Genomic DNA, 26,799 nt, shown 5'->3' with positions numbered 1-26,799 from the left:
AGCTCGGCGCGCCAGCAGGCTGAGCCGTAAAGCCCCGCAACTGCTGTCAGGGCCATGACGAGGGCGACTCTTCTTGATTTGATGCCCATGGTGCTCACCTCCTTGAACAGCGTTAGGTGATACCTGCCTCGTCAGTATAGATCCTGGTCCCATTCCGGCTCGTCCTTGAACCGCTGCACCAGAAAATCCAGCATGCTGCGCAAGGTTGCCGGCATATGCTTGCGCGATGTGTACACCGCATTCAGGTTCAGCTCACGCGGCTTTGCCTCGGGCAACAGGCGCACCAGTTCACCTGTGCGCAGTGCTTCGGCGGCCTGGTAGGTCGGCAGCATGGCGATACCTGCACCAGCCAATGCCGCCTTTTGCAGGGCCATCACCTCATTGGCACTGATATTTCCCGCTACCGGTACGGCAACCTGCTGGCCAGCCACTTCGAAATGCCACAGGTTATGACCGAAATAGGCATGGGTCAGGCAGTTGTGCCGGCTCAGTTCCTCGACCTGTTGCGGCGTGCCGTGCTCGCGGAGATAACCCGGTGCCGCACAGACTACCGAACGACATACGCTCAGGCGCCGGGCGATGAGGTTGGGGTCGAGGTCGTTGCTGGTGCGAATGGCCAGGTCGATGCGCTCGTCCACCAGGTTGACGGTGCGATCGAGCAGCTGCAGTTCGACTTTTACCCCAGGGTAGTGCCGCACATAGGCCGCCACCGCATCCACCAGCTGTGCCTGGCCGAATGAGGTACTGACACTGATGCGCAGTGCACCCCTTGGCGGATCATCCGGCTGCTGTACCGCGGCCTGCAGGTCGCCGGCCAGTTCCAGCAGTTGCCGGCAGCGGGGCAGGGTTTCCTGGCCGGCTGCGGTGAGGCTGAGCTTGCGCGTGGTGCGCTGCATCAGGCGTGCGCCAACCCACTCTTCCAGTTCGGCCAGGTAGCGTGACACGACGGGACGCGACAGTTGCAGATGATCGGCCGCCGCCGACTGGCTGCCCAGGTCGACCACGCAGACGAAGACGCGCATGGCGTTGAGACGGTCCATGATTTGCCCGATTTCAGAAACAAACTATGTTCAAGCATGGCATTTTTTGTCACGGTTTGGGCAACTAAGCTGTCGGGTATCGCCACGCTGAGGGCGTAGCCAATCGCCCTGTTCACATACTTGCGTGGTCTAAGGGCGGAATGACGTGGTAATCCCATTCAATTGATGGAGCGTATCCCATGAGCAAAATTGCAATTATCGGGGCCACTGGCCGCGCGGGTAGCCAGTTGTTGGAAGAGGCCTTGCGCCGCGGTCACAGTGTACTGGCCATTGCCCGCGACCCTGCGAAGCTGCAGGGGCGGGACGGGGTGACGGTCAAAGCGCTGGATGCCAAGGACAGCGCGGCCCTGCAAACTGCCGTCGCAGGTACGGACGCGGTGTTGAGCGCGGCGCATTTCTCGACGATCGAACCGCACGCCATCATCGAGCCGGTGAAGCGCGCCGGGGTCAAGCGCCTGTTGGTGGTGGGCGGGGCCGGCAGCCTGTTGCTGCCATCGGGGCACCGGGTGATCGATAGCCCGGATTTCCCGAAGGCGTACAAAGCCGAGGCCACTGCCGGCATACGTTTTCTGGAGGCGCTGCAGCGCGAGCCGAACCTGGACTGGACCTTTCTCTCGCCTTCCGCTGAGTTCGTTGAGGGTGAACGCACGGGGCGCTATACCCTGGGCAAGGATCATCTGTTGATCGGTGCCGACGGCAAGAGCTGGATCACTTTTGCCGACTATGCGATTGCCATGCTGGATGAGCTGGAGAAGCCCAAGCATTCGCGGCAGCGGTTCACAGTCGGTTATTGAGTCCTGCTTGGCGGGCATGCCCGCGAAAGCGCCTTCAAAGGCTGGCCTGGCCCTCCAGCCAGTCCAGCAGTTCGAGCAACCCTGGCGGCGAGGGCTTGGCCTGGCTCACCAGGTAATACCCCTTGCCCGTCAGCACCTTCAGTGCGAACGGCATGCACAACCGCCCACCGCGCAGGTCATCGCCAATCAGCGACCAGTCACCGATCGCCACCCCTGTCCCTTGCGAAGCCATGGCCATCGCCATGTCCAGCGTCTCGAAATGCTGTTTAGGGCCATGCGTGGCCAGCGTCACTCCAGCCGCTTGCAACCACAAGCGCCAGTCATGTTCATCGCGCGAGGGGTGCAGCAACATATGTCGGGCCAGGTCTTCCACTTGCTGCAACGGCACTGGCCCTTCGCGCAGTGACGGTGCGCACACCGGGGTCAGTTGCTCATCGAACAGCTTGCGTACCTGCACCCCGTGGTTGGGCGCATCGCCGTACACCACCGCTGCATCGAAACCCTCGCGACGGAAATCCACCCCGTGCTGCACGGTCGTGGTCAGCTCCACGGGGACGTCCGGGCGCAATGCCTGCCACTCCATCAGGCGCGGCAGCAGCCAACGCATCACGCAGGTGGGTGCCTTGAGCTGAAGGGTGGTGCTGTGCTCACCCACTTCACGCACGCCTTGTTCGATCAGCGCGAAAACCTGTTGCACCCGTGGCAGCCAGTCCTGGCCTTCTCGGGTCAGGCTCAGCCCGCGGGCCTGACGCTGGAACAGGGCATAACCCAAGTGCTCCTCAAGGGCTGCGATCTGCCGGCTGACGGCGCCCTGGGTGATGTGCAACTGCTGCCCGGCGCGGGTGAAGTTGCAGCACTGGGCAGTGATCAGGAACGTGTGCAGGGCAGGCAGGGGCGGGAGGCGTTTCATTGCAGTAAGCCATGATCACAAGACATGGCTAGTATGTGTTTTTTTGCATTGTCGCGATAGCCGTGGGTTGGGTCCAATAAGCGCATAACCTAACAAGATTCATGGTGAACCCGATGGCAACCTGCGGCGAAGTGTTGGTCAAACTCCTTGAAGGCTATGGCGTGGACCATGTCTTCGGCATCCCTGGTGTGCATACCGTGGAGCTCTACCGCGGCTTGGCGGGCTCGACCATTCGCCACATTACCCCGCGCCACGAGCAGGGCGCCGGCTTCATGGCTGACGGCTATGCGCGCACCCGTGGCAAACCCGGCGTGTGCTTCATCATCACTGGCCCTGGCATGACCAACATCACCACGGCCATGGGCCAGGCCTATGCCGATTCGATTCCGATGCTGGTGATTTCCAGCGTGCAGTCTCGCGACCAGTTGGGCGGTGGCCGGGGGAAGCTGCACGAGCTGCCCAACCAGGCGGGGCTGGTGGCGGGTGTGGCGGCGTTTTCCCATACCTTGATGAGTGCTGCCGACCTGCCGCAGGTGCTGGCGCGGGCCTTTGCCGTGTTCGACAGTGCCAGGCCGCGCCCGGTACATATCGAGATCCCGCTGGATGTGCTGGTTGAACCGGCCGACCAACTGCTGCCGGGTCGCCCGGTGCGCAGCAGCCGGGCGGGCGCGGCACCGCAGGCCGTGGCACAGATGGCTGAGCGCCTGGCCAGTGCACGCCGACCATTGATCCTCGCCGGTGGCGGTGCCTTGGCGGCGGGCCCTGCGCTGGCGCGCCTGGCCGAACATCTGCAGGCGCCCGTGGCCCTGACTATCAATGCCAAGGGTTTGCTGCCGGCCAACCACCCGTTGCAGATCGGCTCGACCCAGTCGCTGCCGGCCACCCGGGCGCTGGTGGCCGAGGCCGACGTGGTGCTGGCGATTGGCACCGAACTGGCCGAAACCGATTATGACGTGACCTTCAAGGGTGGCTTCGAAATCCCGGGCAGCCTGCTGCGTATCGACATCGACCCGGACCAGACCGTGCGCAACTACCTGCCGGAGCTGGCGCTGGTGGCCGATGCCGAGCTGGCTACCGAAGCGCTGCTGGCTGCTTTGCAGGCTCAGCCGCAACCTGTGCCTGAAAGCACCTGGGGCGTGGCCCGCGTGGTCAGCCTGCGCCAGGCGCTGGCGGCCGGTTGGGATCAGCCGACCTTGAGCCAGACACGCTTGTTGAGCGCTATCTTGCAGCGCCTGCCGAATGCCATTCTGGTGGGCGACTCGACCCAGCCGGTGTACACCGGCAACCTGACCCTGGACATGGACCAGCCACGCCGCTGGTTCAATGCCTCGACCGGTTACGGCACGCTGGGTTATGCCTTGCCGGCGGCCATGGGCGCCTGGTTGGGCAGCGCCGAGCAGCCTGGCGAGCGTGCGCCCTCGGTGTGCCTGATTGGTGACGGCGGTCTGCAGTTCACCCTGCCGGAACTGGCCAGTGCGGTGGAGGCGCAGGTGCCGCTGATCGTGCTGCTGTGGAACAACCAGGGGTACGAGGAAATCAAGAAGTACATGGTCAACCGGGCGATCGAGCCGGTAGGGGTGGATATCCATACCCCGGACTTCATCGGGGTGGCGCGGGCGTTGGGCGCTGCTGCGGAGACTGTCGCGGATGTGGCACAACTGCAGGCAGCGTTGGGGCAGGCGGTGGAGCGCAAGGGGCCGACCTTGATTCAGGTGGACCAGAATCAATGGCAGGGCATGGTTATTGGTTGAACCTTGAGTCTTGCGTTGCTGGCTTGTCGGCCCTAGCGCCGCCAAGCCAGCAGCACACTCAGCCAGCAGTAGCGCGCAACCTGGCCACATCGCGAATCGGCGGTGCACCATACATCCGGCTGTATTCTCGGCTGAACTGCGACGGGCTTTCATAGCCCACCCGATAGGCTGCAACAGCCGCCTCCAGCCCGTCGTTCAGCATCAACCGGCGCGCCTCCTGCAGGCGTAGTTGTTTCTGGTACTGCAAGGGGCTCATCGACGTCACCGCCTTGAAGCGGTGGTGCAAGGTCGAGGTACTGAGGTTGACCTCACGGGCCAGGTCCTCGATACGCAGCGGCTGCTGGTAGTTGTTGTTGAGCCAGGTAATGGCCTGGCATACCCGGTGCGTCTGGCTGTTGGCCAAGGCAATCTCATACAGCCGATAGCCCTGCGGGCCACGCAACATGCGGTAGAGAATTTCGCGGCGGAACAGCGGCGCCAGCATCGCGATATCACGCGGGGTGTCCAGCAGGCGAATCAGCCGCAGCAGCGCATCGAGCAGTGCAGCATCGGTTTTCTCCACGTACAGACCGCGACCAGAAGGCCGGTTGGGCACCAGCATTGGCCCACTCTCGGCGATCAGCTGGCTGATCTCGGCCGGGTCCAGGTCCATGCGCAGGCCCAGGCTGGGGTTTTCCGGGCTTGCGTCCAGCTTGGCCCCACTCAGTGGCAAGGTGACCGAGACCACCATGTAATGCAGTGGGTCGTAGACGTATTGCTCGTCGCCGAGGAACAGGCTTTTGCTGCCTTGGGCCAGGATGCACAGGGCGGGTTGCGCCAGGGTCGGCACTGAACGCACGTTCTCGGTGTAACGCACCAGGTACAGGTCATCGATGGCCGATGCCGGGCCGTGCGGTTCGCCGGCGTGGCGGGTAATCAGCGCAGCCAGCTCCTGGCGCTGCAGTTCCAGGGTCTGGTCGGGGGACGTGGCGGTGGTCATGATGGCTTTCCTCTACTGACCGTCGCAGCATAGGTTTGGGCAATGGCGGACGCTAGTCGAAAGCTGCACGCCGATTGCCTGATCCTGCCGTGCTGCAGGATCAGGCAATTGGCGAGCAGTAATGGCCTAACGTGTCGCGCGGGTGAGCCCCTAACCTTGGCAGCCTGGCTTTTCCGTCCGCCTGCTTCAAGGAGATTGTGCAATGACCCTCAAACAACCGGTCACCCATCTTGCGTTCATCCGTGCCAGCAGCGGGCGCTCGGCGGAGCTGGGGGCGCGTCTGCGTGACCTGCTCGAGCCTTCGCTGCGTGCGCCGGGTTGCCTGAGTTTCACCGTACAGCGCTCGCAGGCGGATGCCGACTTGTGGTTGCTCAGTGGCAGCTGGCAGGACCAGCAGGCGATGAGTGGGTATTTTGCTTCGCCGACGCTGGAGGTGTTTGGTGAGCTGGTGCAGGCGCAGGTGGTGAGCAGCCTGGACTTGCATACCTTCGATTGATTTGTTGTCTGTAGCGGCCCTGTCGTCGGCAAGCCAGCCCCCACAAAGACCGCAGCAGTTGGCTTGCCGGCGATAGGGCCAGACTGGTGAATAGCGTAAGATGCCAGCCAACGATCAACGAATTGGGTAGCAACATGGCACGTAGGGAGTTCCCGCAGTTCGAAGCGGTTTCGGCGATGGTGCCGGTAGAAGGCGGTGGTTATACCGCGGCCATCGCGGTCAAGGCCTTGGGCATGGGCGGTGCGCCGCGTTTTCACAAAGTGCTCGACGGGCAGGTGTTCAAGGGCGCCGTGGCCGCTGACGAAGCGGCCACCGCCGAGTTGCAACGCCTGCAGGGCGTCAGCGACGAGGGTGAGCTGATCTGGTGATCAGGCTGTCGGCCTGCCCATCTTGAACAGTGTGCCCAGCTCGAAATAGTCCGCCGGGCCACCACCCCGCAGTATCGGCTCGGCGGCAGCGGTATCGTAGATGCCGTTGTTCAACAGGTGCTCGGCAATGTGCACCGCCACCACTTCCCCAAGAATCAGCCAGCTGGGCACCAGTTCCTGGTCAGCCCGCTTTAGCTGGACGATCTGGCTGACCTTGCACTCGAAGGCTACCGGGGTTTCGCCCACGCGCGGCACCTTGACGATGCTTGAGGGGGTGGCGGTGAGGCCGCTCAGTTCGAATTCGTTTACTTCGGCGGCAACCGGTGCGCAGCTCTGGTTCATCTGCTCGGCCAGCGGCCGGGTGGCCAGGTTCCAGACGAATTCGCCGGTCTGCTCAATGTTGTTCAGGCTGTCTTTGCGCCCGACGCTGCAGAAACCGATGATCGGCGGAATGTAGTTGAAGGCATTGAAGAAGCTGTACGGCGCCAGGTTCAAGCGGCCTTCGCGGTCCTGCGAGGAGATCCAGCCGATAGGGCGGGGGCCGACGATGGCGTTGAACGGGTCGTGGGGCAGGCCGTGGCCTTTAGCGGGTTCGTAGTAATACATCTGTACTGGGCTTGCTGGCCCTACCTCCTGGTGGACAAGGTGCCTAGTGTGCCAAGCCTGTGCCCGCCTGCAAATGATCAAGCCCGGCAAAAGCCGGGCTGGTTGCGCGCAGCAGGGATCAGCTGATGCGGTGAGCGTTGGTGTGGTCGAAGCCGTCTTCGGCGAAGCGTTGGCCGCCAGTGCGATCAAAGCCGTCTTCGGCGAAGCGCTGGCCACCGGTACGATCGAAGCCGTCTTCAGCGAAGCGTTGGCCGCCAGTGCGATCAAAGCCGTCTTCAGCAAAGCGCTGGCCGCCGGTGTGATCGAAGCCGTCTTCAGCAAAGCGCTGGCCGCCAGTGCGGTCGAAGCCATCTTCAGCGTAGCGAGCGGACTGAGCTTGAGCAGCGGCAAACGTGTGAGCGCTGGTACGGTCGAAGCCATCTTCGGCGAAGGCGCCAGCTGCGAAAACCGAGAGGGCCAGGGTGAGGATCAGTTGGTTTTTCATGGTCATTGCTCCGGGGGATCGTGAGTTGTTTGTTTCTATAGGTCTAATGCTACGCCGGTTAATTCGATTAAAAAGCGCAAAAACTTGCGATTAAAAATCGAATAAATCGATGTTTTGGCGTGAGCTTCGCGCTGGTCAAGCGGCTGTGTCATTCAATAGCCGCAAGCCCTCGCGTCGTCGTTTCGTCAGCCGTCGCAGCTTGAAGGGCAGTAATTAAAGAGGTGTTAAGAACGGAATATGTGTTTCAACGTGCCGTCAGGCGTTGATGTCCAGAGTGTTGATGCGGCAGCGGGTACTCCGGCCCCCGCCTTGCAGGCGAACCCGGCAAGCCTTGCGATGTGCCTGCCAGTATCCGGTCAATAGGCTGTTCATGATTCTGCCGATCCATCCCGTGAGCGTAATCGCCCCGTTAACCGTCTCACAGGTTGTCTTGCGTCATGAAAAAGGGGCGCCCCATGCAATGGAGCGCCCCTTTCAGTCTTGCCAGGCCAGCGTCAGTCAGTAGTAATGCGCGAGTGCTGCTTGGTGTCCTTCATGGTCGCGTAAACCAGCAGCGAGCAGGCGATGCAGGCGGTGACGTACCAGTAGAAGCCGCTTTCCATGCCCGCACTCTTGAACCACAGAGCCACGTACTCGGCAGTGCCGCCGAAGATCGAAACGGTCAGCGCATAGGGTAGGCCCACGCCGAGGGCGCGGATTTCGGTCGGGAACAGCTCGGCTTTGACCACGGCGTTGATCGAGGTATAGCCGCTTACGATGATCAGCGCGGCCATGATCAGGAAGAACGCGCCCCACCAGGTCTGGATGGTGTGGAGGGTGCTGAGGATCGGTACGGTGAACAGGGTGCCCAGCACACCGAAGGCGATCAGGATCGGGCGACGGCCGATCTTGTCGGACAGGCCACCGACCACCGGCTGCAGGCACATGAACAGGAACAGCGTGGCGGCCGAGATGGTGGTCGAGTCGCTGATGCTCATGCCCACCGTGTTGACCAGGTACTTCTGCATGTAGGTGGTGTAGGTGTAGAACGCCAGGGTACCGCCCATGGTCAGGCCGACCACGGTCATCAGTTCCTTGGGGTGGCGCAGCAGGGTGCGCATCAGGCTTTCCTTGGCCTTTTCCTTCTTGGTGAACGAGGCGGTTTCTTCCATGCCGCGACGCAGGTACAGGGCCACCACCGCGCACAGGGCGCCGATCACGAACGGCACGCGCCAGCCCCAGGCATACAGCTGCTCGGTGGTCAGGGTCTGTTGCAGCACGATCAGTACCGCCAAAGCGATAAGCTGGCCGGAGATCAGGGTTACGTACTGGAAGCTGGAGAAGAAGCCACGGCGGTCCTTGCTGGCCATTTCGCTGAGGTAGGTGGCTGAGGTGCCGTATTCACCGCCTACCGACAAGCCTTGCAGCAGGCGGGCAATGACCAACAGGATCGGTGCGGCAACGCCGATGGTTTCATAACCTGGCGTCAGGGCAATGACCAGCGAGCCTGCGCACATCAGCAGTACTGACGCCATCAGTGCCGCTTTACGGCCTTTACGGTCGGCATACAGACCCATCAGCCAGCCCCCGATCGGGCGCATCAGGAAGCCCACGGCGAAGATCGCGGCGGTGTTGAGCAGTTGTGCGGTGGAGTCGCCGGCCGGGAAGAAGGCCTTGGCGAAGTACAGCGAGAATGCGGCGTAGACGTACCAGTCGTACCATTCGACCATGTTGCCGATGGACCCGCTGAAGATCGACTTCAGGCGGCTGGCGGTGGTTTTTTCTGCGGCAGGCGCGGTGGCCGCCCCGGCGGGCAGGGAGGTTGCGTTATCCATCAGGGATACCTTCTCGTTGTTTTTGTGGAGCGCGCCGTGGCGCAGCTTACACAGGTGATTGCAGAAGGTGTGCCAAATGGGTGCGTAATGATCCAAATGGGGGCGCTGGGCGCCTTCCGTGGCTACGCCGGCTCCCATAGAGACCGCGTCACGCCTGGGATTTCCGATTTCCTGGTGGCAGCGGGCCTGCCGGCGAAGGACTGCAGCGCAGCCCCGAAACCCCCCTCTGGGCAAGCGGATTTCTGCTTATCGGGAATTTTTGATAAGCGGAAATCCGCTCATTACCGTTCCACAAAATCCTCACGTACCAACCCATGGCGCTGCATCTTTTCGTTCAGCGTGCGCCGCGGCAGCTGCAACGCCTCCATCACCGCACTGATGGCCCCGCCGTGCTGGCGTAACGCTGCGCGCAGGCATTGTGCCTCGAACGCTTCCATCTGCTCGCCCAGCGACTGCCCGGCCGGTGCCACCTCGATATTCGGCGAGCCCAGCCCCAAGGCATGCCGCTCCGCCGCATTGGCCAGCTCGCGCACATTGCCCGGCCAGTCGTGCGACAGCAGTTGCGCCAGTTGTGCACCCGACAGCGGTGGGGCAACACGGCCAAGCTTTTCGGTAGCGACCCGGGCGAAATGCTCAAACAGCAGTGGAATGTCTTCACGCCGTTCGCGCAACGGGGCCAAGCGCAGTTCGGCTACGTTCAGGCGGTAGGCCAGGTCTTCGCGGAAGCGCCCGGCGCGGGCTTCCTCAAGCAAGTCAGGCTTGGTCGCGGCAATGATGCGCAAATCGACGTTGATACTCTGATTGGCCCCCAGGCGCTCAAGCTTCTGCTCCTGGATTACCCGCAGCAGCTTGGCCTGCTGGACCAGTGGCATGCTTTCGATCTCATCGAGAAACACCGTGCCACCGTTGGCGTACTCCAGTTTGCCGATGCGTTTGCCCTGGGCACCGGTAAAGGCGCCGCTCTCATGGCCGAACAGTTCGGCTTCGAACAGCGCTTCGGGGATGGCCGCGCAGTTGAGGGCAACGAACGGCCTGGCCGCGCGCGGGCCAAAATCGTGCAGGCACCGCGCCACCCGCTCTTTGCCGCTGCCAGTCTCGCCACGGATCAGCACATTGACCGGCAGGCTGGCCAGGTCCAGTACTTGGCGACGCAGCTGTTGCAGGCCCTGGGACATGCCGAGCAGCGTGCCCTCCAGGCGTGACTTGAGGTCGGCCTGCTCGTGCAAGCGGCGGTTTTCCAGCACCAGCTGGCGTTTTTCCAGTGCCCGGCGCAGGCTGCCCAGCAAGTGTTGCGGGGTGAAGGGCTTTTCGAGGAAGTCATAGGCCCCGTTGCGCATGGCCTCAACCGCCATCGGCACATCACCGTGGCCGGTCAGCAGGATCACCGGCAGGTCTGGGTCGTCCGCCTGCAACCGCTCGAGCAACTGCAGGCCATCCATGCCCGGCATGCGCACATCGCTGATGATCACCCCGGGGAAGTGTTTCGGCAGCTGGGCCAGGCAGTCTTCGGCGCGGGGGAATAGCTGCACGCTGAAACCGGACAGGCTTAGCCATTGCTCCACCGCCGTGCGGATACTGGCTTCATCATCGACGACGATCACTGAATTCAACATACAGGCTCCAGGTCTCGGGGCAGGGTAAGGCTCAGGCGTGCACCACCGGGCAGGTTTTCGGCCTGCAGCTGGCCGCCGGCCTCATGGACGATGCCATAGGAAATCGCCAGGCCCAGGCCCAGGCCTTCGCCCACCGGCTTGGTGGTGAAGAACGGGTCAAAGACCTTGGCCAGGTCGGCTTCGGCAATACCGCCACCCGAGTCGAGCACGCTCAGGCGCCACAGCTCGCCGTCAGGCTCGATACGAATCTCCAAGCGTTTGTAGCGCTTGTCGGCCATGGCGTCGAGGGCATTGTGCAGCAGGTTGATCAGTACCTGTTCCAGGCGAATGGCATCGCCGCGCACCCAAGCCGGGCGTGCCAGGTACTGGGCTACCTCCACCTGTTCGCTGCGGATGCGTGCTTCCAGCAAGTGCAGGGCCTGGTCAACTACGGTGGCCAGGTCGAGGCGCTCGCGCAGGCCCACCGGGCTGTTGCGGGCGAAGGTCTTCAGGTGGCTGGTGAGTGCGGCCATGCGTGTGAGCATCTGCTCCAGCGGCTCAAGGGCTTGGCGCGCTTCGTCATGACGGCCATGGTCGAGCAGCAGCCGCAGGGTTTCCAGCTGCATGCGCTGGGTGGTCAGTGGCTGGTTGATTTCGTGGGCCATGGCCGCCGACATTTGCCCCAGGGCGGCCAGCTTGGCCGATTGCACCAGGCCCTCCTGGGCGGTGCGCAGCTCGCGGGTGCGCTCCTCGACCTGGCGCTTGAGCTCTTGCCGGCTGCGCTGGCGCAGGCGGGCCAGGCGCAGGCGCTGGCTGACGAACAGCCCGGCGAACACGAGGCTCAGCCACACGGCGGCGGCGCCAAGGGCGGCATTGCGGCCGTCTGCGGCGACCTGCGGTTTACGCAGCAGGTGCAAGGTCCAGTTCTCGCCTTCCAGCGGCAGGCTTTCCCACAGGTACTCGGCACTGCCTTCCGGCCCCTGCACACGGCTCAGGGTGCTGTTGGCGGCAAAGCGGGTGAGGACCTGATGCTGCAGCGGCACCAGCGGTTGCTTGTCGTACTGTCGGGTTTCGGCCAGCTCGGCACGGTCGGCGCCGCTGAGTGGCTGCAATTCGCGGTAGCGCCAGCCGTCCTGGTTGGCGATGAAGGTGATGCCGCGTGCATCGCTGACCAGCAGGATATCGCTGCCTTGGCGCCATTCGCGTTCCAGTTCGGGGAACTCCAGCTTTACCACCATGGCACCGAGGAAACGGCCATGCTCGTCGTTTACTGCGCTGGCGAGGAAGTAGCCTGGCACGCCACTGGTCACGCCAACGGCGTAGAAGCGGCCACTGCCTTGGCTGCGGGTTTGCTTGAAGTAGGGGCGAAAGCCGTAGTTGGAGCCGACGTAGCTGCTAGGTAGCCGCCAGTTGCTGGCGGCGATGGCCAGGCCGGTGCGGTCAAGCAGTTCGAGGGTGGAGGAGTTTGCCGCGCCGTTGATGCGTTCAAGCTTGCGGTTCAGGGCGTCCTGCACCGGCTCGCTGACCGGGCCGCGCAGGGCGGCGATCAGTTCCGGGTCCAGTGCCAGTACGGCGGGCAGGGCACGGTAGCGGTCGATCAGGGTGTGCAGGGTGTTGGCATAAAGGCCCAGTTGCTGATTGGCACGCTTGGCGTCGTCTTCCATGGCCTGGCGCTTGGCTTGGTGCATGGCCCAGCCGGCACTGAGGGCGGTGCCCAGCAGAATGAGCAGGGTGATCAGCCCCAGACGCAGGGCGCGAACGGAAAAGGGCATGGGGCGGATCCGAAAGTGGTGTGCCTGTCAGGGCCCTATCGCCGGCAAGCCAGCCCCCAACAGGTTGCACAGGTCCATCAGACTGTGACGGCCCATTGGGGGCTGGCTTGCCGGCGATAAGGCAGGTACTGGGTACAGACTACTTACAGCAATTCAAAGCTCTGCTGCTGCACCGCCTGGGAGTCGAGCCCAACCTGGACATTGAACTCACCTGGCTCGGCAACTCGCTGCAGCTGGCCATTGTAGAACTTCAGGTCTTCCTCGCTGATACGGAAGGCCAAGGTGCGCGTCTCACCCGGCTTGAGCATCAGTTTCTGGAAGTTCTTCAGTTCCTTCACCGGGCGGCTCATCGACGCTGACACATCCTGCAGGTACAGCTGCACCACGGTCTCGCCTGCCACTTTTCCGGTGTTCTTCACTGTGACCTTGGCTTCCAGCGTACCGCCGCGTTTGAGGTCCTTGCTCGATAGGGCCAGGCCCGACAGCTCGAAGCTGCTGTAGCTCAGGCCGTAGCCGAACGGGTACAGCGGGCCGTTGGGCTCTTCGAAGTACTGCGAGGTGTAGTTGCCCGGCTTGCCTGGCGTGAACGGCCGGCCGATGCGGGTGTGGTTGTAGTACATCGGGATTTGCCCGACCGAGCGCGGGAAGGTGATGGCCAGCTTGCCAGACGGGTTGTAGTCACCGAACAGCACGTCGGCAATCGCATTGCCGCCTTCGGTGCCGGCGAACCAGGTTTCGAGGATGGCATCGGCCTGTTCACGCTCCCAGGCGATCGACAACGGTCGGCCGTTCATCAGCACCAGCACCAGCGGTTTGCCGGTGGCCTTCAGCGCCTTGATCAGCTCGCGCTGGCTGGCCGGAATCTCCAGGGTGGTGCGGCTCGACGACTCGTGGGACATGCCGCGCGACTCGCCAACCACTGCCACTACCACGTCGGACTGCTTCGCTGCCTTGACCGCTTCGTCGATCAGCACGGCTGCAGGGCGTGGGTCGTCGACGATTTCCGGGGCGTCGAAGTTGAGGAAGTTCAGGTAATCGAGAATGGCTTTGTCGCCGGTGACATTGGAGCCTTTGGCATAGACCAGTTTGGCCTTGCCTTCCACAGCGCGGCGCAGGCCTTCGCGCACGGTTACCGAATGCACTGGCTTACCGTCGGCAGCCCAGCTGCCCATCATGTCGATCGGGGCATCCGCCAGCGGGCCGACCAGGGCGATGGTGCCGGCCTTTTTCAGCGGCAGGGTCTGGCTGTGGTTTTCCAGCAGCACCAGGCTGCGACGCGCCACATCCCGTGCGGCCTCGCGGTGCAGGCGGTCGTTGCCGTAGTAGTCCTTCAGGTCGGTTTCGGCCTTGCCGATGCGCACGTACGGGTCCTTGAACAGGCCCATGTCGTACTTCGCACCGAGCACTTCGCGGACGGCCTGGTCCAGCTCACCCTGGGTCACCTCGCCGGACTTCAGCAGGCCCGGCAGTTCTTCGCCGTACAGGGTGTCGTTCATGCTCATGTCGATGCCGGCCTTGATCGCCAGCTTGGCCGCTTCGCGGCCATCGCGGGCGACGCCATGGCGGATCAGCTCCTGGATGGCACCGTGGTCGCTGATGGTCACGCCCTTGAAGCCCCACTCCTTGCGCAGCAGGTCGTTCATCAGCCAGGTGTTGGAGGTGGCCGGCACGCCGTTGATCGAGTTCAGCGCCACCATCACCCCGCCGGCACCGGCATCGAGCGCGGCGCGATAGGGCGGCAGGTAGTCGTTGTACATTTTTGGCAGGCTCATATCGACCGTGTTGTAGTCGCGCCCGCCCTCCACCGCGCCGTACAGGGCGAAGTGCTTGACGATGGCCATGATGCTGTCGGGGTTTGCCGGGCTGCTGCCCTGGAACGAACGCACCATTACCTGGCCGATTTTCGAGGTCAGGTAGGTATCCTCGCCGAAGCCTTCACTGGTGCGGCCCCAGCGTGGGTCGCGGGCGATATCCACCATGGGGGCGAAGGTCATGTCGAGGGCGTCGGCCGAGGCTTCGATGGCGGCGGTGCGACCGACCTTGGCCACGGCGTCCATGTCCCAGGTGGCGGCCATGCCCAGGCCAATCGGGAAGATCGTGCGTTCGCCGTGGATGGTGTCGTAGGCGAAAAACATCGGGATCTTGAGGCGGCTGCGCATGGCCGCATCCTGCATTGGCCGGTTTTCCGGCGCGGTGCGCGAGTTGAAGGTACCGCCAATGCGCCCGGCTGCGATTTCTTCACGGATCTTTTCGTGGGGCATTTCCGGGCCGATGCTGATCAGGCGCAATTGACCTATTTTCTCGGCTTCGGTCATCTGGCTGATCAGATGGTCGATGAATGCCTGCTTGTCTTGCAGGGGCGGAGCGGAGGGGGCGGCAAGGGCCGCCTGACTGGCAAGGCCCATGGCCAGGCCCAGCAAGGACAGTTTCATCATCAATTCCGTTTTGGGGCCTGTGCCGTATCCACGGTGATACGCGCGCGGCCGAAGTTTTCAGGCGGCTATTGTTGTACGATTCGCAGGCGATTCTTCCAGCGGCGGATTATGCCTGAATATGTCCCCCGCGGACGAAGCCCCGTATGCCGGGACAACAACTATAAGAACGTTCAAGAGACCGACGGCATGACCCCTTTCGACGAATACCATCAGCGGCAGATTGCCGAAGCCATTGCCCGTGCCGAGCGGTGCACCGATGCCGAACTGGTGACGGTGCTGGCCCGCCGTGCCGACGATTATGCCTATTGGCCGTTGCTCTGGGCCGCCGTGCTGGCACTGGCCGTACCGGGGCTGTTGCACTGGCTGCTGGCTTGGCCCAGCGTGCGTGGGGTGCTGATGGGCAACGTGCTGCTGTTCGTCGGCCTGTGCCTGCTGCTGCGTAACCCGCGCCTGGCCGACAGGCTGATCCCCCGTGCCTTGCGCCGCTGGCGTGCCTCACGCCTGGCGCGCCAGCAATTCCGCGAGCAGAACCTGCAGCGCACCGCAGGCGCCACGGGTGTGCTGATTTTCGTCAGTGAAGCGGAGCGGCATGTGGAGATACTGGTCGATCGGGGTATCGAACACTGCCTGGATGCTGAAGCCCGCGCGACCATCGGTGCCCGCTTTGCCGAGCAGGTGCGCCAGGGCCGGACCTTGCAGGGCTTTGTCGAGTGCATCGAGGCCTGCGGTGAGCTGCTCAGTGAGCATGTGCCGGCTACTCATGCGCGTAACGAACTGCCTAACCGGCTGGTAATTCTCGATTGAGGGGCTGGTGGTGGCGGGTTTGTCACCACATCTTCTGCGCCTGGGCGCTCGGTATCAGCGCCCCCACCTCTGGCAAGCCATGAACATCCGGCGCCCACAGGTCAACCGGCGCACTGTAGAATGCGCTTCCCGCTATTCGAGGCACCGTTTCTCCATGTCCGCCAGTACTTCCGCCCCCTCCGCGCCGGATGCGCGCGCTCAGTTTCTCGACCTGCTTTACGCCGCCCTGCACGGCGATACCCTGGTCAAACTGGTGCTGGCGCGCCATGTCGGTGCCGACCAGACCTTGCAACGGATCATTGCCAAGCCGCTGCAGGTCAAGGGCCAGCCGTGCCTATCGCTGGTGTACCGCCACCAGACCCGTGACATCACTCGAAACCTGCCACTGGACCAGGCCCAGGCGCTGGTTGCCGAGCTGCTGCCAGACAGCTTCCGCAACGCTCATCTGTTCGATGCTGACGGCGAAGTGCAACTGACCTTCAGCAAGAAGGGCAAACCGATGCTGCAGCGTCATGGCGCACAGGCACCGCGTGAGGTCACTGCGAGCAGCGGCCATGACCGTGAGAAGAAGCGATACCTGGAGTTGTCGCGCCCGTTTTTGCGAGACCTGGGTGTAACCGATGCCCAAGGCGCGCTGATTCCGTCGATGTCGCGTAAATGGAAGCAGATCAACAAGTTCATCGAGGTCTTCGACCACGCCTTGGCCAGTGCCCCGGTGCCGGCCGAGCAGGCACTGCGGGTGGCCGACTTCGGCTCGGGCAAGGGCTACCTGACCTTCGCCATGCACGATTACCTGCGCAACAGCCTGGGCCGCGACGCACAGGTGACGGGTGTGGAACTGCGCCAGGACATGGTCGACCTGTGCAACAGCGCTGCCGCACGCCTCGAGCACCCTGGCCTGGCGTTCCAGTGTGGTGACGTGCGCAGCGTGGTGCCTGAGGCCATCGAGGTGATGATCGCCTTGCATGCGTGTGATATCGCCACCGACTACGCCATCCACACCGGCATCCGCTGCAACGCCGCGATCATCATGTGCTCGCCGTGCTGCCACAAACAGATCCGCCCGCAACTGCACAGCCCAGGCCTGCTACAGCCTATGCTGCAGTACGGCCTGCACCTGGGCCAGCAGGCCGAAATGCTGACCGACAGCCTGCGCGCGCTGTACCTGGAAGCCTGCGGTTACGAGACCAAGGTGTTCGAGTTCATCTCGCTGGAGCACACCAACAAGAACAAGATGATTCTTGCGGTGAAGCGGCGGCAGCCGGCGGATAACAGCGCGTTGATGGAGAAGATTGCCCAGCTCAAGGCGTTCTATGGGGTGCAGGAGCATTGCCTGGAGACGCTGTTGCGGGCGGATGGGTTGCTCTGACGTCAACCACCAGCAGGCCTGCGGGGGTAATCTAGCGTCGCGCTGCGGGTTGCTCGATCGCCAGATTTGCCATCCCCAACGGATGCGTGCTGGCATCAAAGAAATGCACCTGCGTCCCCGCCAGATCCCCAAACCGGTCCAGATGATGTTGCTTCTGGTTGATCACCGAGGCCTCGCTCAGTGGCCTTATGGCAATAGACAGATGCTTTGGTCGCGCCTGGCGGATAGCTTCAAGCAGGTGCTGGTCGCTGCTGTCCAGGTGCTGCCCGAACAGGCATAGCCCTTGGCTCTCCCGTGCCAGCTGGCCCAGGCACCAGCCCAGGTAGTCAGAGTTGCGGATCGCGCGCAGTTTTTCGTCGCTGCGGTCTTCGTTGACGAACAGCGGTACCTCTCCCGGAATGTTCACCGCAAAGCCATCGAGCAACTCGGCGTTGTCGGCGCTGCGTTGGCGGGTGGTGCCGTCGGGCAGCTTGAGCAAGTGCAGGCCACCATGCAGGTGCATGACGCGGATACCTTCGCAGCTGTTGCGGCGTACGTCGAAGAAGCCTTGCTCGTCGAACAGCTCTGCAAAGCCGTGCGGGGCGTGGTGCACGGCCCATGGCAGCAGCAGGTCGTAATTGCTGGTGTAAACGCTGCGGTATCCGCGCAAGGCCTGGTTGATCGCCTCCAGCGTCGCACTGGGCATCAGTGTCCAGGGCAGGTGCACGGTGCGCACGGCGTGGATCAACGCTTCCTTGATCGAGTAATAGCGGTTCAGCGGCGCGGTGGAGTTGATGGCCAGCGCCGCATTGGTGCGCACGGTGGTGTTGAGGGCGCTGAGCACCGGCTCGAACAGCTCTGTGGACAGGGACTTGAACAAGGCCTGGTCGCTGATGGCCAAGCCTTTCTTGCGGCCGGCGCGTTGCGCTTCCTCGTACAGCGAGAAGTAGCCGAACGGCTTCCACACTGCGCGACTGGCGCCGTTGCCCAGCAGCAGGGCGTCACAGGGGTGGCGGGCGACGAGTTCTGGCCAGGGGGTGAGGGTGGCGTCGAGTGCGGGCATGCTGGGGTCCGTTGGGTGGAGCGGGGAACGGGGGCGACTTTAGCATGTCATGCAAGGTGTGCGAGGGTTGGTGTCCTGGCAAACGCATTGTGTGGCCTGCACTGGCCGTATCGCCGGTAGCACTGAAACCCGTTTCAACCCTGTTCGGCCGCTTGCACGCTGCGGTGCCGGTTACGCCACACCCGGTACGCCCGAATCCCCGCCCGCACTGAGGCAAACAGCAGTTTGTCTTCCATTTCCCGCGCCATGCCTGAGCGCACCAGCATCCGCAGGAAGGTGCCGCGGGCGCGGGCGATGGCGAAGAAGATGCCCTGGGCTGCCAGGGTGTCGCGTACCTCGCGCAGGGCGGCCATGCCGCTGACGTCTATGCTGGTCACTGCCTCGGCATCGAACAGCACCGCCTTGGGTTCGGCCTGGCTCTGTACCGCTTCGAGCAGGCGCATCTTGAAGTAGTCGGCGTTGAAGAACAGGATCGCGTCGTCGAAGCGGTAAACCACCAGGCCGGGCACGGTACGGGCGTCCTTGAACTTGCGGATATCGACCTGGCCTTCGGTACCGGGTAGCCAGCCCAGCACGGCGTCAGTCGGTTGGTAGATGCTGTACAGCAGGCGCAGGATCGCCAGGGTTACGGCAAATACGATACCGGGCAGCACGCCCAGGCCTAGCACGCTGACCGTGGTCAGCAGGCACAGCCAGAACTCGAAGCGGCTGAGGCGGCGGATGTGCCCCAGCGACTTGACATCGATCAGCCCCCAGCCGGCCATCAGCAGTACTGCGCCCAGTGCAGCCTGTGGGATCCACGCCATGGGTGCGGTGAAGAACAGCAGGATCAGGGCGATGACCAGCGCAGCGATGATGCCCACCAACTGGCTTTTGCCACCGACCATGTCGTTGACTGCCGTACGCGAGTCGGCGCCGCTGATGGCAAAGCCTTGAGAAACCCCGGCCGCCAGGTTGCTGACGCCCAGTGCAACGAATTCGTGGTTGGCGTTGATCGCATAGCCATGCCGGGCGGCAAAGCTGCGGGCAGTCAGCATGGCGCTGCAGAAGCTGACGGTGGCAATACCCAGGGCGTCGCGCAGCAGGCTTTTCATCTCCTCCAGGTTGCTGTGCGGCCAGGCCAGCTGCGGGATGCCGGCAGGTACCGGGCCGAGAATGGCGACGCCGAAGCGGTCAAGGCCGAACAGGCCGACCAGCAGCATGAACAGCGCCACTACGGTGAGGGCTGCGGGCAGGCGCGGGTAGCGTCGCGGCAGCCAGATCAGCAGGCCCAGAGCGGCCAGGCCGATCAGCAACGTGACCCAGTGAATTTCTCCCAGGCGCTGGAAGAAATTGATCAGGCTGAGGATGAAACCGTCGCCTTCGATCTTGAACCCTACCACCTTGGACAGCTGCCCGGCGATCAGGCTCAGGCCGATGCCGTTCAGATAACCGATCAGGATTGGCCGCGAGAAGAAGCTGGCGATGAAGCCGGCACGGGCAATGCCGGCGGCAATCAGCATCACACCCACCAGCACGGTGACGATCACTGACAGTTCGACGATGCGCTGCGGGTCGCCCATGGCCAGTGGTGCCACCGCACCTGCGATCATCGCGCAAGTGGCAGCATCGGGGCCGACCATCAGTTGGCGCGAGCTGCCGACCAGGGCATAGACCATCATCGGAAGAACGCAGGCATACAGGCCATACTGTGGCGGCAGGCCGACGATTTGCGCATAGGCGATGGCAATGGGGATCTGGATCGCCGCGACCGAGAGGCCGGCCTGCAGGTCGGCCTGCAGCCACTCGCGCCGGTAGTGCAGCAGGTTGGCAAGGCCCGGTAGCCAGCGGGAAAGAAACATGCGTCATCCTTTCGAAATGTTTCATAAATCCATTGAGCATACCCGCCACAAGCTGTTTCGCTTGTGCGCGCAAACACCCGCTGCGCATTGAAGCGGAACGGCAGGAAAATGGCCATGGGCCAGGTCAAGGTGGGGATGAGAAACGAAAAAAGGAGCCAAGGCTCCTTTTGACTGCGATGACGTTGCTGGAACGTCATGCTGAAATGCGATGTGGAGCGGGTAGAGGGAATCGAACCCTCAACTAAAGCTTGGGAAGCTTTCGTTTTACCACTAAACTATACCCGCGTCTGCGCGTCACTTTTTACCAGAACTCTCCACGAATTAGAAGCCCACGTTATAAAAAAAGCTTGTCGGCACCCCATAACCTGCGGGTCTCAGCTACAGAGTGCCGAGGCGCTCAGATGGCCAATGCATGCTGCCCATGTTGTATCGGCTGGTAACGTTGACGGGTTTCACGCACAGTCGGCTTGAGGAACCCCAGCATGACATTGCGGGTGTTCTCGCAGGCGGCCTTGTTCTCCATATCCAGGAAGTGGCCCGCATCGCGGATCACGCTGAATTGACTGCGCCCCACATGCTTGCCGAACTGCCGCGCGTCCTCGACCGTGGTGTATTCATCGCGGTCACCATTGATGAACAGCACCGGGATGTTGATATTGCGCGCACCCTCCAGCGCCCGCTCCAGGTCATGTTGCAGCACCTGGTTGATGTGGAAGAGCATCTGCGCATACTCGTGGCTGTCCAGGCTGCTGACGTGGCGGTAGTTGAAGCGCTTGAACAGTGATGGCAAGTGCTTGCCGATGGTGTCGTTGACCAGGTTGCCCACCTGGTAGCGATCGCATGCGGCCAGGTATTGGCAACCGCGATCCAGGTAGTCGCGCATGGGTTCGTTGATCACCGGCGAGAACGAACTCACCACGGCTTTCTTCACGCACTTGGGCTGGTGCGCCAGCGCCAGCAGTGTGCTTGCACCACCCCACGAGAACGACAACACGTGGTCGGCCCGGAAGTGCTCGATCAGCTCGAGGAGGATATGCGCCTCGGTTTCCTTGCTGATCAGCCTTTCCTGGCGGTTGTGCGGTTTGGATTTGCCCGCATAGGGCTGGTCGAACAGTACAACGTTGAACTGCGGGTGCAGGTTACGTACCGTTTGGGCGAACGAGGCGGTGGTGGCCAGCGAGCCGTTGATCAGGATGATCGTATTCTCGGCCGCATCCGCGCGATAGAACTCCGTGTAAACCCGATACTGACCTTGGATATCAAGTACAGCGATTTCTGGCCTCATGTCATCGACTCCTGGCGCAAAAAGGGCATTCGCGTCACCTAGGGTGCACGTTCTTTATGACAGGTAGGCATTCGCCTGAAGAGTAACCGGGGGGCCCTGTGTCGATCCTTGGCACGTGCGTCGACGGTATTGTTTTTGGCGGGCAATTCGCCGTGCCCCAAGGCATCAAGGCCCTGGGTGGCCGGCAAAAAGTGTGCAGATCCGCGACTGTGACTTGGCGGTCACATGCGGACTGACGATTTGGATTCAAGCAGTGGGTCGCGGATCCCGCAAGTGCCGTTCGGGGGAAAATGTGACTTTTGTCGCTGAGCGGTCGTACGACGAGCGCGTGCAGTCTGTTCCGGCCCGTTCGCGGACCTAGACAGTCGCTATTTCGCCGACTGTAAGTTCGCGAAAAGCCCCAGGCACCAACGCAGGGTCGAGCCGGATCGCCCCCATGCTTTCGCGATGCAACCGCACCACCTTGTTGTTGAAATGCCCGAACATGCGTTTGACCTGATGGTAACGGCCCTCGACGATCGCCAGCCGCGCCTGACGCGGGCCAAGAATATCCAGCTGGGCGGGTTGGGTGGTGAGCCCCTCAAACGCGAAGTAGAACCCTTTACGGAAGCTGGCGACATAGTGCTCGCCAATCTCGTCCTCGGTCTCGACCAGGTAATGCTTGGGCAGCTTGGTGGCCGGCTGGGTCAGGCGCCGCGACCACTGCCCATCGTTGGTCAGGATCATCAGGCCGGTCGTGTTGAAGTCCAGGCGCCCGGCGATGTGCAGATCATCACGCAACGCCGCCGGCAGCAGGTCGAGCACGGTACGGTGTTGCAGGTCATGGGTGGCGCTGACGCAGCCTGCCGGCTTGTGCAGCATCAGGTAGCGGGCCGGGCGGCCGAGCTGCAACAGCTGGTCGTCCAGTTCGATACGGCTGAATTCGCGCACTTCGGTCAGTGGGTCGCTGACCACTTGGCCATCCACCCGCACACGGCGCTGCGCCAGCATCAAACGGGCTTGCTGGCGATTGTGGCTGGGGAGGTTGGCGAGGAAACGGTCGAGGCGCATTGAAATAGTCAGTGGCTGGGGGACGGGCGGAGTTGGTCTTCAACCGCGGCGCAGCGCGGGCACAGGCAAGTCTTGTCGCGCAGTTCGGCAGGCAGGGCCTGGAGCACGGCCGGGTCAATGCTGACGCTATAGCACCAGCAGGCCTGGGTGGCGCGACGTGGGTCGGCCAGGTTGCATTGGTTAAGGGCTCCGCAAGCGGGGCAGTGTTGCTGGTCAGTCATGGCGGGTTTCACTGCAGACACGGTTGCGACCGGCCTGCTTGGCACGATAAAGCGCGCGGTCGGCGCGGGTTAGCAGGGCGTGCAGGGTATCCCCGGGTTGCAGGCTGCTAAGGCCAATGCTGGTGGTCAGGCGCAGCGGCCTGTCGTCGTAACTGAAGGTCAGCTGTTCGGTGCGCCGACGAATCTTTTCCGCCACCTCGATGGCCTGCCGCCCTTCGGCTTCACGCAGCAGCACGATGAATTCCTCACCGCCCCAGCGGCACAGTATATCTGACTGGCGCAGGCTGCCTTGCAGCACATTGGCGAATTGGCGCAGCACTTCGTCGCCTGCCAGGTGGCCGTGGGTGTCGTTGAGTGCCTTGAAGTGGTCCAGGTCGATCAGCAAGGCCACCAGCGGGCCGTTGTCGCGCTGGGCCTCGAGCAGGGCCTGTGCGGCGAGCAGGTCGAAGCTGCGCCGGTTGGGCAGGCCGGTCAGGCTGTCCAGGGTTGCCAGGGCTTCGGTGGCGGCCTGGTGGCGGCGGACCATGGCATGCACCAGCGCCAGCACCACCAAGGTGATCATCGCGCAGATCGCAAGGTTCAGGTACAGGGAGTGGCGGATGCGGTCGAGGGCGCCTGTTTCACGCTTGTCCACCAGCAGGTACCAGTTCAGCTCGGGCAGTTGGCGCACATTGAGGAAGTGGCTGCGGTTGTCGCTGTCACGGTACTCGTGGCTGCCTTCGCCGGGCACCGGCTGCTCGGTCAGCAGGGCATTCAGTTCGGCGTTGTCGCTGAGCGCCTGGCCCACCCTCAACCCATGCGGGCCACCTTCGGAACCGGTCAGCATGACCTTGCCGTTGGCATCGGTGAACAGCACCGAGCGCTGGTAGCGGCGTTGGTACTGGTCGATCAGCTTGACCACCGAGGATACGCTGAGCCCGACCCCGGCGGCGCCGATGAAGCGGTGCTGGTAGTCATGCACCTGGTAGTTGATGAATACAGTGAGGCTGTCATGGTTGGCCATGTCCAGGTCAACGTTGATTTCATAGGGCGCCTTGAGATCGCGCAGGCGGAAGTACCAGACATCGCGCCAGTTACCAGGTTCGACCTGCTTGAGCACACCCTTGGCCTGGTAATAGGTGAGGGTACGGTCAGAGACGAAAAACGAGGTAAAGGTGTCCTGCTTGCCCATGACCTCGCCCAGGTAGCGGGTCATGCGCGCGGTATCCTGTTCACCGGACAACACCCAGTCGCGCAGGAAGGTGTCCTGGGCCATCATCGAGGCGATCAGCACCGGGCGGATCAGGTCCTTCTGGATTTCCGAATAGACCGTGTCGGAGGTCAGCGGCAGTTCGGTATTGATGATGCCGTCGCGGATGGCGCTGCGCGAAGCGAAGTAGCTGAGCAGTGACGTGGCCAGGAAGCCGCAGGCCAACAGCAGCAACAGGGTAAGGATCAGCGAGCGCTGCGAGAACAGAGCGGAACGTGAGGGCATGATCTTCCCATGATATGTGCCAAGCCGCTCATTCTAGTGAGATGACCGGGAAATGACTGCAAGTTTTTCGGGGTCATCGCACCTGTATCAATTTGTTGCGTAAATGGCACTGCACCCCGGCGGGACTGTCTTATTCAGTGTCGATGAACGCGTTTCGCGTCGACGCTCGCCAGCGCCGCTGTTCGGGCACTCCAGCGGTCCAGGAGGCCGCCATGTCCTATCGAATCCTGTTGATAGCCCTATTGGGGCTGATGACTGCCGCCTGCGCTCCCTATTACGAGAGCGGGGGCTATTACCGTTCGGACTATTACTCCACCGACCGCTATGTCGCGCCGGGTTATTACCGCTATGACCGTTACTACGTGGCGCCACAACCGCGTTATTACTATCAGCCGGCGCCGCGCTATTACCGTTCGGCGCCGGCGCCTTATTACCGCTCGCATCCGCAGCCGGGAATCAACCAGTGGCACGGTAACCCGCGCAACGACTACGGTAACCGCCAGCGCAATGACTACCGGGGTGGCCGGGACCGGCACGATTATCGTGACGGCAGCCAGCGGTACCAGCATGGCCAGTGGCATTCCAATGGGCAGCGCAATGGTGATGGGCGCTGGGACGGGCAGCGTGGGCAGGGGCGAGGTGGCAACTGGCAGCGCTAGGTGAATGAAGGGGCGCGCTCCGCGCCCCTTTTTGGCAAACTTCACCCCATGTCCGCCAGCGGATGCCGCCCCTCCCATGCCTTGGCAAAGTGCGCCTCCACCACCGCTGCCGGCACTTGCGCCACATCCGGCCAATGCCAGCGCGGCCGGTTGTCCTTGTCCAGCAAGCGGGCGCGCACGCCTTCGCTGAACTCCGGGTGGCGGCAGCAGTTCAAGCTCATGCTGTATTCCATCTGGAACACCTGCGCCAATGACAAATGGCGCGCTCGGCGGATCTGCTCCCACACCAGGTGCGCCGTGAGCGGGCAACCCTCATGCAGCCGCTGGCCGGCCTCCGCCAGCAGCGGATCGTCATGCTGCTTGAGCGCTTCCAGTGCGCGCCACGCCGCTGCTGCATCGGCCACATCGAGCAATGAGTCGATTATTTGTCGGCGCGGCAGCCACTGGGCTGCCGGCAACTCGGCCCAGGCACGATGCTGTTCGGCCTTGAGCAGGCTGTTCAGTTGCAGGGCGGTCTGTTCCTGCCAGTTAAGTTGCAGCAGTTCCTCGATCAGTGCTTCCTGCTGATATTCACCCAGAAAGCGGTCTGCCAGGCCCAGGTCAAGGGCGTCGCGGGCATTGATCGGTGCACCGGTCAGGCCGAGGAACAGCCCAAGCTTGCCCGGTAGCCGGGCCAGGAACCAGCTGGCGCCTACGTCGGGATAAAGGCCGATGCTGATTTCCGGCATGGCCAATCGACTGCTGGGGGTGACGATGCGCACATTGGCGCCCTGCAGCAGGCCCATGCCACCGCCCAGTACATGCCCGTGGCCCCAGCACAGCAGCGGCTTGGGGTAGGTGTGCAGGGCATGATCCAGGCGGTATTCGGCAGCGAAGAAGGTAGCCGCCAGCGGTGGCACGCTGCCGGGGTGGTCGCGGCAGGCCTGCACCAGGGCGCGCACATCACCCCCTGCACAAAAGGCCTTGGCCCCGTTGCCGCGCAGCAGTACGCAGACGATGCCGGGGTCGCGGGCCCAGCTGTGCAGTTGCTCGCCCAACACCTCGATCATCGGCAGGTTCAGGGCATTGAGCGCCTTGGGTGCATCCAGGGTCGCGATGCCGATGCGGGCGCCATCGGCGCCGGTGAGTACCTCGCAATGAATGGCCATGAACTACCTCGCGCAAGTCATGGCCCAAGTATGGCTTGCCTGGCCGATCATGCCGGTCGTCGGTCGGATCGTTTGACAAGCGGGTAGGGCTTACCTAGTGTCGCGCCATTGTTTATGGAAGGCCCCATGACTGACGATGATCGCATCAAACTCGAACCGAGCTGGAAGGCCGCATTGCGCGGCGAATTCGAACAGCCCTACATGCATCAGCTGCGCGAGTTCCTGCGTGGCGAGTACGCTGCCGGCAAGGAGATCTACCCGCCAGGGCCGCTGATCTTCAACGCGCTCAACTCGACACCGCTGGACCAGGTCAAGGTGGTGATCCTTGGCCAGGACCCTTACCACGGGCCAGGCCAGGCACATGGCTTGTGCTTCTCGGTGCAACCGGGTGTGGCCACGCCGCCGTCGCTGGTCAATATCTACAAGGAGCTGCACCGCGACCTGAATATTCCGATCCCCAACCATGGCTATCTGCAGAGCTGGGCCGAGCAGGGCGTGTTGTTGCTCAATACCACCATGACGGTGGAGCGTGCAAATGCGGCGTCGCATGCCAAGAAGGGCTGGGAGTTCTTCACCGACCGGATTATCCAGGTAGTCAGCGAGCACTGCCCGAATGTGGTGTTCTTGCTGTGGGGGGCGCATGCCCAGAGCAAGCAGAAACTGATCGATGGCACCAAGCACCTGGTGCTGAAGTCGGTGCACCCGTCGCCGTTGTCGGCTTACCGCGGGTTCCTGGGGTGTGGGCATTTCAGCCGGACCAACAGCTTCCTTGAACAGCGTGGGATGGCGCCGATCAACTGGGCACTGCCGCCGCTGTGATGGCCCTGCCAGAGCGGGCCGCTTTATCGTGGGTGAGCCCGCTTCC

The 26,799-nt window shown here is 62.9% G+C and carries 24 protein-coding genes and 1 tRNA gene; 8 read left to right on the top strand and 17 right to left on the bottom strand.

The genetic code is table 11. The features are described 5' to 3' along the window. Window positions 1–131: 131 nt before the first annotated feature. Entirely contained in the window at window positions 132–1,040 is a 909-nt protein-coding gene (locus E8E68_RS14730; protein ID WP_266031816.1) for a LysR family transcriptional regulator, read from the bottom strand. Between the two features lie 179 nt (window positions 1,041–1,219). Between E8E68_RS14730 and E8E68_RS14725 the strand changes: the two genes are divergently transcribed. Further along, window positions 1,220–1,834, top strand: a complete 615-nt coding sequence (locus E8E68_RS14725) for an NAD(P)-dependent oxidoreductase (protein ID WP_280342478.1) — start codon at window positions 1,220–1,222, stop codon at window positions 1,832–1,834. A 34-nt stretch (window positions 1,835–1,868) separates the two neighbouring features. On the opposite strand, the gene E8E68_RS14720 is transcribed toward E8E68_RS14725, so the two are convergent. Further along, window positions 1,869–2,744 (bottom strand): LysR substrate-binding domain-containing protein, encoded by an 876-nt coding sequence (locus E8E68_RS14720; RefSeq protein WP_266031812.1) that lies wholly within the window; start codon window positions 2,742–2,744, stop codon window positions 1,869–1,871. A 113-nt stretch (window positions 2,745–2,857) separates the two neighbouring features. On the opposite strand from E8E68_RS14720, the gene E8E68_RS14715 reads away from it, so the two are divergent. Then, on the top strand, window positions 2,858–4,495 hold the full coding sequence (locus E8E68_RS14715) for a 5-guanidino-2-oxopentanoate decarboxylase (RefSeq protein WP_280342473.1): 1,638 nt from the start codon (window positions 2,858–2,860) through the stop codon (window positions 4,493–4,495). A 58-nt stretch (window positions 4,496–4,553) separates the two neighbouring features. Here the strand turns inward: E8E68_RS14715 and E8E68_RS14710 are convergent, their stop codons facing one another. Next, the gene (locus E8E68_RS14710; protein ID WP_266031808.1) at window positions 4,554–5,474 is read right to left on the bottom strand and encodes an AraC family transcriptional regulator; all 921 of its coding nucleotides are present in this window, start codon (window positions 5,472–5,474) and stop codon (window positions 4,554–4,556) included. A gap of 202 nt (window positions 5,475–5,676) precedes the next feature. Between E8E68_RS14710 and E8E68_RS14705 the strand changes: the two genes are divergently transcribed. Then, complete coding sequence (locus E8E68_RS14705) at window positions 5,677–5,970, top strand: antibiotic biosynthesis monooxygenase family protein (protein ID WP_003251976.1); 294 nt, start codon at window positions 5,677–5,679, stop codon at window positions 5,968–5,970. A gap of 134 nt (window positions 5,971–6,104) precedes the next feature. Next, on the top strand, window positions 6,105–6,338 hold the full coding sequence (locus E8E68_RS14700) for a hypothetical protein (RefSeq protein ID WP_110742690.1): 234 nt from the start codon (window positions 6,105–6,107) through the stop codon (window positions 6,336–6,338). Here E8E68_RS14700 and E8E68_RS14695 read toward each other — a convergent pair whose 3' ends face one another. From E8E68_RS14695 to bglX, 6 genes are all read right to left on the bottom strand, one after another. After that, window positions 6,339–6,944: a flavin reductase family protein gene (locus E8E68_RS14695; RefSeq protein ID WP_266031805.1), complete on the bottom strand. Its 606-nt coding sequence runs from the start codon at window positions 6,942–6,944 to the stop codon at window positions 6,339–6,341. A gap of 118 nt (window positions 6,945–7,062) precedes the next feature. Beyond that, the gene (locus E8E68_RS14690) at window positions 7,063–7,428 is read right to left on the bottom strand and encodes a heme utilization protein (RefSeq protein WP_280342467.1); all 366 of its coding nucleotides are present in this window, start codon (window positions 7,426–7,428) and stop codon (window positions 7,063–7,065) included. Window positions 7,429–7,922: 494 nt separating this feature from the next. Next, a complete protein-coding gene (locus E8E68_RS14685) occupies window positions 7,923–9,242 on the bottom strand; it encodes an MFS transporter (RefSeq protein WP_110742901.1) in 1,320 nt (439 codons plus the stop codon). Between the two features lie 281 nt (window positions 9,243–9,523). Continuing rightward, entirely contained in the window at window positions 9,524–10,855 is a 1,332-nt protein-coding gene (locus E8E68_RS14680; RefSeq protein ID WP_266031799.1) for a sigma-54 dependent transcriptional regulator, read from the bottom strand. Then, complete coding sequence (locus E8E68_RS14675; RefSeq protein ID WP_266031797.1) at window positions 10,849–12,606, bottom strand: ATP-binding protein; 1,758 nt, start codon at window positions 12,604–12,606, stop codon at window positions 10,849–10,851. Before E8E68_RS14675 ends, E8E68_RS14680 begins: the two co-directional genes overlap by 7 nt. A 143-nt stretch (window positions 12,607–12,749) precedes the next feature. Continuing rightward, the gene (gene bglX / locus E8E68_RS14670) at window positions 12,750–15,041 is read right to left on the bottom strand and encodes a beta-glucosidase BglX (RefSeq protein ID WP_266031795.1); all 2,292 of its coding nucleotides are present in this window, start codon (window positions 15,039–15,041) and stop codon (window positions 12,750–12,752) included. A gap of 186 nt (window positions 15,042–15,227) precedes the next feature. Between bglX and E8E68_RS14665 the strand changes: the two genes are divergently transcribed. Together E8E68_RS14665 and E8E68_RS14660 are read left to right on the top strand one after the other, a co-directional pair. Continuing rightward, window positions 15,228–15,845, top strand: a complete 618-nt coding sequence (locus E8E68_RS14665) for a TPM domain-containing protein (protein WP_266031793.1) — start codon at window positions 15,228–15,230, stop codon at window positions 15,843–15,845. Between the two features lie 154 nt (window positions 15,846–15,999). After that, complete coding sequence (locus tag E8E68_RS14660; RefSeq protein ID WP_266031791.1) at window positions 16,000–17,214, top strand: SAM-dependent methyltransferase; 1,215 nt, start codon at window positions 16,000–16,002, stop codon at window positions 17,212–17,214. 31 nt (window positions 17,215–17,245) lie between these two features. Here the strand turns inward: E8E68_RS14660 and E8E68_RS14655 are convergent, their stop codons facing one another. The 7 genes from E8E68_RS14655 to E8E68_RS14625 all read right to left on the bottom strand — a co-directional run bounded on the left by E8E68_RS14655 (window position 17,246) and on the right by E8E68_RS14625 (window position 24,127). After that, window positions 17,246–18,256, bottom strand: a complete 1,011-nt coding sequence (locus tag E8E68_RS14655) for a DUF4917 family protein (RefSeq protein ID WP_280342457.1) — start codon at window positions 18,254–18,256, stop codon at window positions 17,246–17,248. Window positions 18,257–18,390: 134 nt separating this feature from the next. Beyond that, window positions 18,391–20,097: a SulP family inorganic anion transporter gene (locus E8E68_RS14650; RefSeq protein ID WP_110742698.1), complete on the bottom strand. Its 1,707-nt coding sequence runs from the start codon at window positions 20,095–20,097 to the stop codon at window positions 18,391–18,393. A gap of 211 nt (window positions 20,098–20,308) precedes the next feature. Next, window positions 20,309–20,382, bottom strand: a tRNA-Gly gene (locus tag E8E68_RS14645). A 112-nt stretch (window positions 20,383–20,494) separates the two neighbouring features. Continuing rightward, window positions 20,495–21,382 (bottom strand): (R)-3-hydroxydecanoyl-ACP:CoA transacylase, encoded by an 888-nt coding sequence (gene phaG, locus E8E68_RS14640; protein ID WP_280342452.1) that lies wholly within the window; start codon window positions 21,380–21,382, stop codon window positions 20,495–20,497. Between the two features lie 357 nt (window positions 21,383–21,739). Continuing rightward, window positions 21,740–22,432, bottom strand: coding sequence for a 16S rRNA pseudouridine(516) synthase (locus tag E8E68_RS14635; protein ID WP_280342449.1), 693 nt, complete (start codon window positions 22,430–22,432; stop codon window positions 21,740–21,742). A gap of 8 nt (window positions 22,433–22,440) precedes the next feature. After that, the gene (locus E8E68_RS14630; protein ID WP_280342446.1) at window positions 22,441–22,653 is read right to left on the bottom strand and encodes a cysteine-rich CWC family protein; all 213 of its coding nucleotides are present in this window, start codon (window positions 22,651–22,653) and stop codon (window positions 22,441–22,443) included. After that, on the bottom strand, window positions 22,646–24,127 hold the full coding sequence (locus E8E68_RS14625) for a sensor domain-containing diguanylate cyclase (protein ID WP_280342443.1): 1,482 nt from the start codon (window positions 24,125–24,127) through the stop codon (window positions 22,646–22,648). Before E8E68_RS14625 ends, E8E68_RS14630 begins: the two co-directional genes overlap by 8 nt. 212 nt (window positions 24,128–24,339) lie before the next feature. On the opposite strand from E8E68_RS14625, the gene E8E68_RS14620 reads away from it, so the two are divergent. Next, complete coding sequence (locus tag E8E68_RS14620) at window positions 24,340–24,786, top strand: hypothetical protein (RefSeq protein WP_280342441.1); 447 nt, start codon at window positions 24,340–24,342, stop codon at window positions 24,784–24,786. A gap of 41 nt (window positions 24,787–24,827) precedes the next feature. On the opposite strand, the gene E8E68_RS14615 is transcribed toward E8E68_RS14620, so the two are convergent. After that, window positions 24,828–25,934 carry an enoyl-CoA hydratase/isomerase family protein gene (locus E8E68_RS14615; RefSeq protein WP_266031778.1) on the bottom strand — a complete coding sequence of 369 codons (1,107 nt, stop codon included), beginning with the start codon at window positions 25,932–25,934 and terminating at the stop codon, window positions 24,828–24,830. A 126-nt stretch (window positions 25,935–26,060) separates the two neighbouring features. On the opposite strand from E8E68_RS14615, the gene ung reads away from it, so the two are divergent. Further along, a complete protein-coding gene (gene ung / locus E8E68_RS14610) occupies window positions 26,061–26,753 on the top strand; it encodes a uracil-DNA glycosylase (RefSeq protein WP_266031776.1) in 693 nt (230 codons plus the stop codon). Window positions 26,754–26,799: the final 46 nt, after the last annotated feature.

It is taken from the genome of Pseudomonas sp. BN607, from assembly GCF_029871175.1.
Classification (GTDB): domain Bacteria; phylum Pseudomonadota; class Gammaproteobacteria; order Pseudomonadales; family Pseudomonadaceae; genus Aquipseudomonas.
Note: the sequence above shows the minus strand (reverse complement) of the source record. Positions and strands in the feature narration are given on the sequence as shown.

Bases quoted from the DNA above. Each gene is read 5' to 3' on its own strand.
- E8E68_RS14730 (WP_266031816.1), bottom strand. From the start codon at position 1,040: ATGGACCGTCTCAACGCCATGCGCGTCTTCGTCTGCGTGGTCGACCTG.
- E8E68_RS14725 (WP_280342478.1), top strand. From the start codon at position 1,220: ATGAGCAAAATTGCAATTATCGGGGCCACTGGCCGCGCGGGTAGCCAG.
- E8E68_RS14720 (WP_266031812.1), bottom strand. From the start codon at position 2,744: ATGAAACGCCTCCCGCCCCTGCCTGCCCTGCACACGTTCCTGATCACT.
- E8E68_RS14715 (WP_280342473.1), top strand. From the start codon at position 2,858: ATGGCAACCTGCGGCGAAGTGTTGGTCAAACTCCTTGAAGGCTATGGC.
- E8E68_RS14710 (WP_266031808.1), bottom strand. From the start codon at position 5,474: ATGACCACCGCCACGTCCCCCGACCAGACCCTGGAACTGCAGCGCCAG.
- E8E68_RS14705 (WP_003251976.1), top strand. From the start codon at position 5,677: ATGACCCTCAAACAACCGGTCACCCATCTTGCGTTCATCCGTGCCAGC.
- E8E68_RS14700 (WP_110742690.1), top strand. From the start codon at position 6,105: ATGGCACGTAGGGAGTTCCCGCAGTTCGAAGCGGTTTCGGCGATGGTG.
- E8E68_RS14695 (WP_266031805.1), bottom strand. From the start codon at position 6,944: ATGTATTACTACGAACCCGCTAAAGGCCACGGCCTGCCCCACGACCCG.
- E8E68_RS14690 (WP_280342467.1), bottom strand. From the start codon at position 7,428: ATGAAAAACCAACTGATCCTCACCCTGGCCCTCTCGGTTTTCGCAGCT.
- E8E68_RS14685 (WP_110742901.1), bottom strand. From the start codon at position 9,242: ATGGATAACGCAACCTCCCTGCCCGCCGGGGCGGCCACCGCGCCTGCC.
- E8E68_RS14680 (WP_266031799.1), bottom strand. From the start codon at position 10,855: ATGTTGAATTCAGTGATCGTCGTCGATGATGAAGCCAGTATCCGCACG.
- E8E68_RS14675 (WP_266031797.1), bottom strand. From the start codon at position 12,606: ATGCCCTTTTCCGTTCGCGCCCTGCGTCTGGGGCTGATCACCCTGCTC.
- bglX (WP_266031795.1), bottom strand. From the start codon at position 15,041: ATGATGAAACTGTCCTTGCTGGGCCTGGCCATGGGCCTTGCCAGTCAG.
- E8E68_RS14665 (WP_266031793.1), top strand. From the start codon at position 15,228: ATGACCCCTTTCGACGAATACCATCAGCGGCAGATTGCCGAAGCCATT.
- E8E68_RS14660 (WP_266031791.1), top strand. From the start codon at position 16,000: ATGTCCGCCAGTACTTCCGCCCCCTCCGCGCCGGATGCGCGCGCTCAG.
- E8E68_RS14655 (WP_280342457.1), bottom strand. From the start codon at position 18,256: ATGCCCGCACTCGACGCCACCCTCACCCCCTGGCCAGAACTCGTCGCC.
- E8E68_RS14650 (WP_110742698.1), bottom strand. From the start codon at position 20,097: ATGTTTCTTTCCCGCTGGCTACCGGGCCTTGCCAACCTGCTGCACTAC.
- phaG (WP_280342452.1), bottom strand. From the start codon at position 21,382: ATGAGGCCAGAAATCGCTGTACTTGATATCCAAGGTCAGTATCGGGTT.
- E8E68_RS14635 (WP_280342449.1), bottom strand. From the start codon at position 22,432: ATGCGCCTCGACCGTTTCCTCGCCAACCTCCCCAGCCACAATCGCCAG.
- E8E68_RS14630 (WP_280342446.1), bottom strand. From the start codon at position 22,653: ATGACTGACCAGCAACACTGCCCCGCTTGCGGAGCCCTTAACCAATGC.
- E8E68_RS14625 (WP_280342443.1), bottom strand. From the start codon at position 24,127: ATGCCCTCACGTTCCGCTCTGTTCTCGCAGCGCTCGCTGATCCTTACC.
- E8E68_RS14620 (WP_280342441.1), top strand. From the start codon at position 24,340: ATGTCCTATCGAATCCTGTTGATAGCCCTATTGGGGCTGATGACTGCC.
- E8E68_RS14615 (WP_266031778.1), bottom strand. From the start codon at position 25,934: ATGGCCATTCATTGCGAGGTACTCACCGGCGCCGATGGCGCCCGCATC.
- ung (WP_266031776.1), top strand. From the start codon at position 26,061: ATGACTGACGATGATCGCATCAAACTCGAACCGAGCTGGAAGGCCGCA.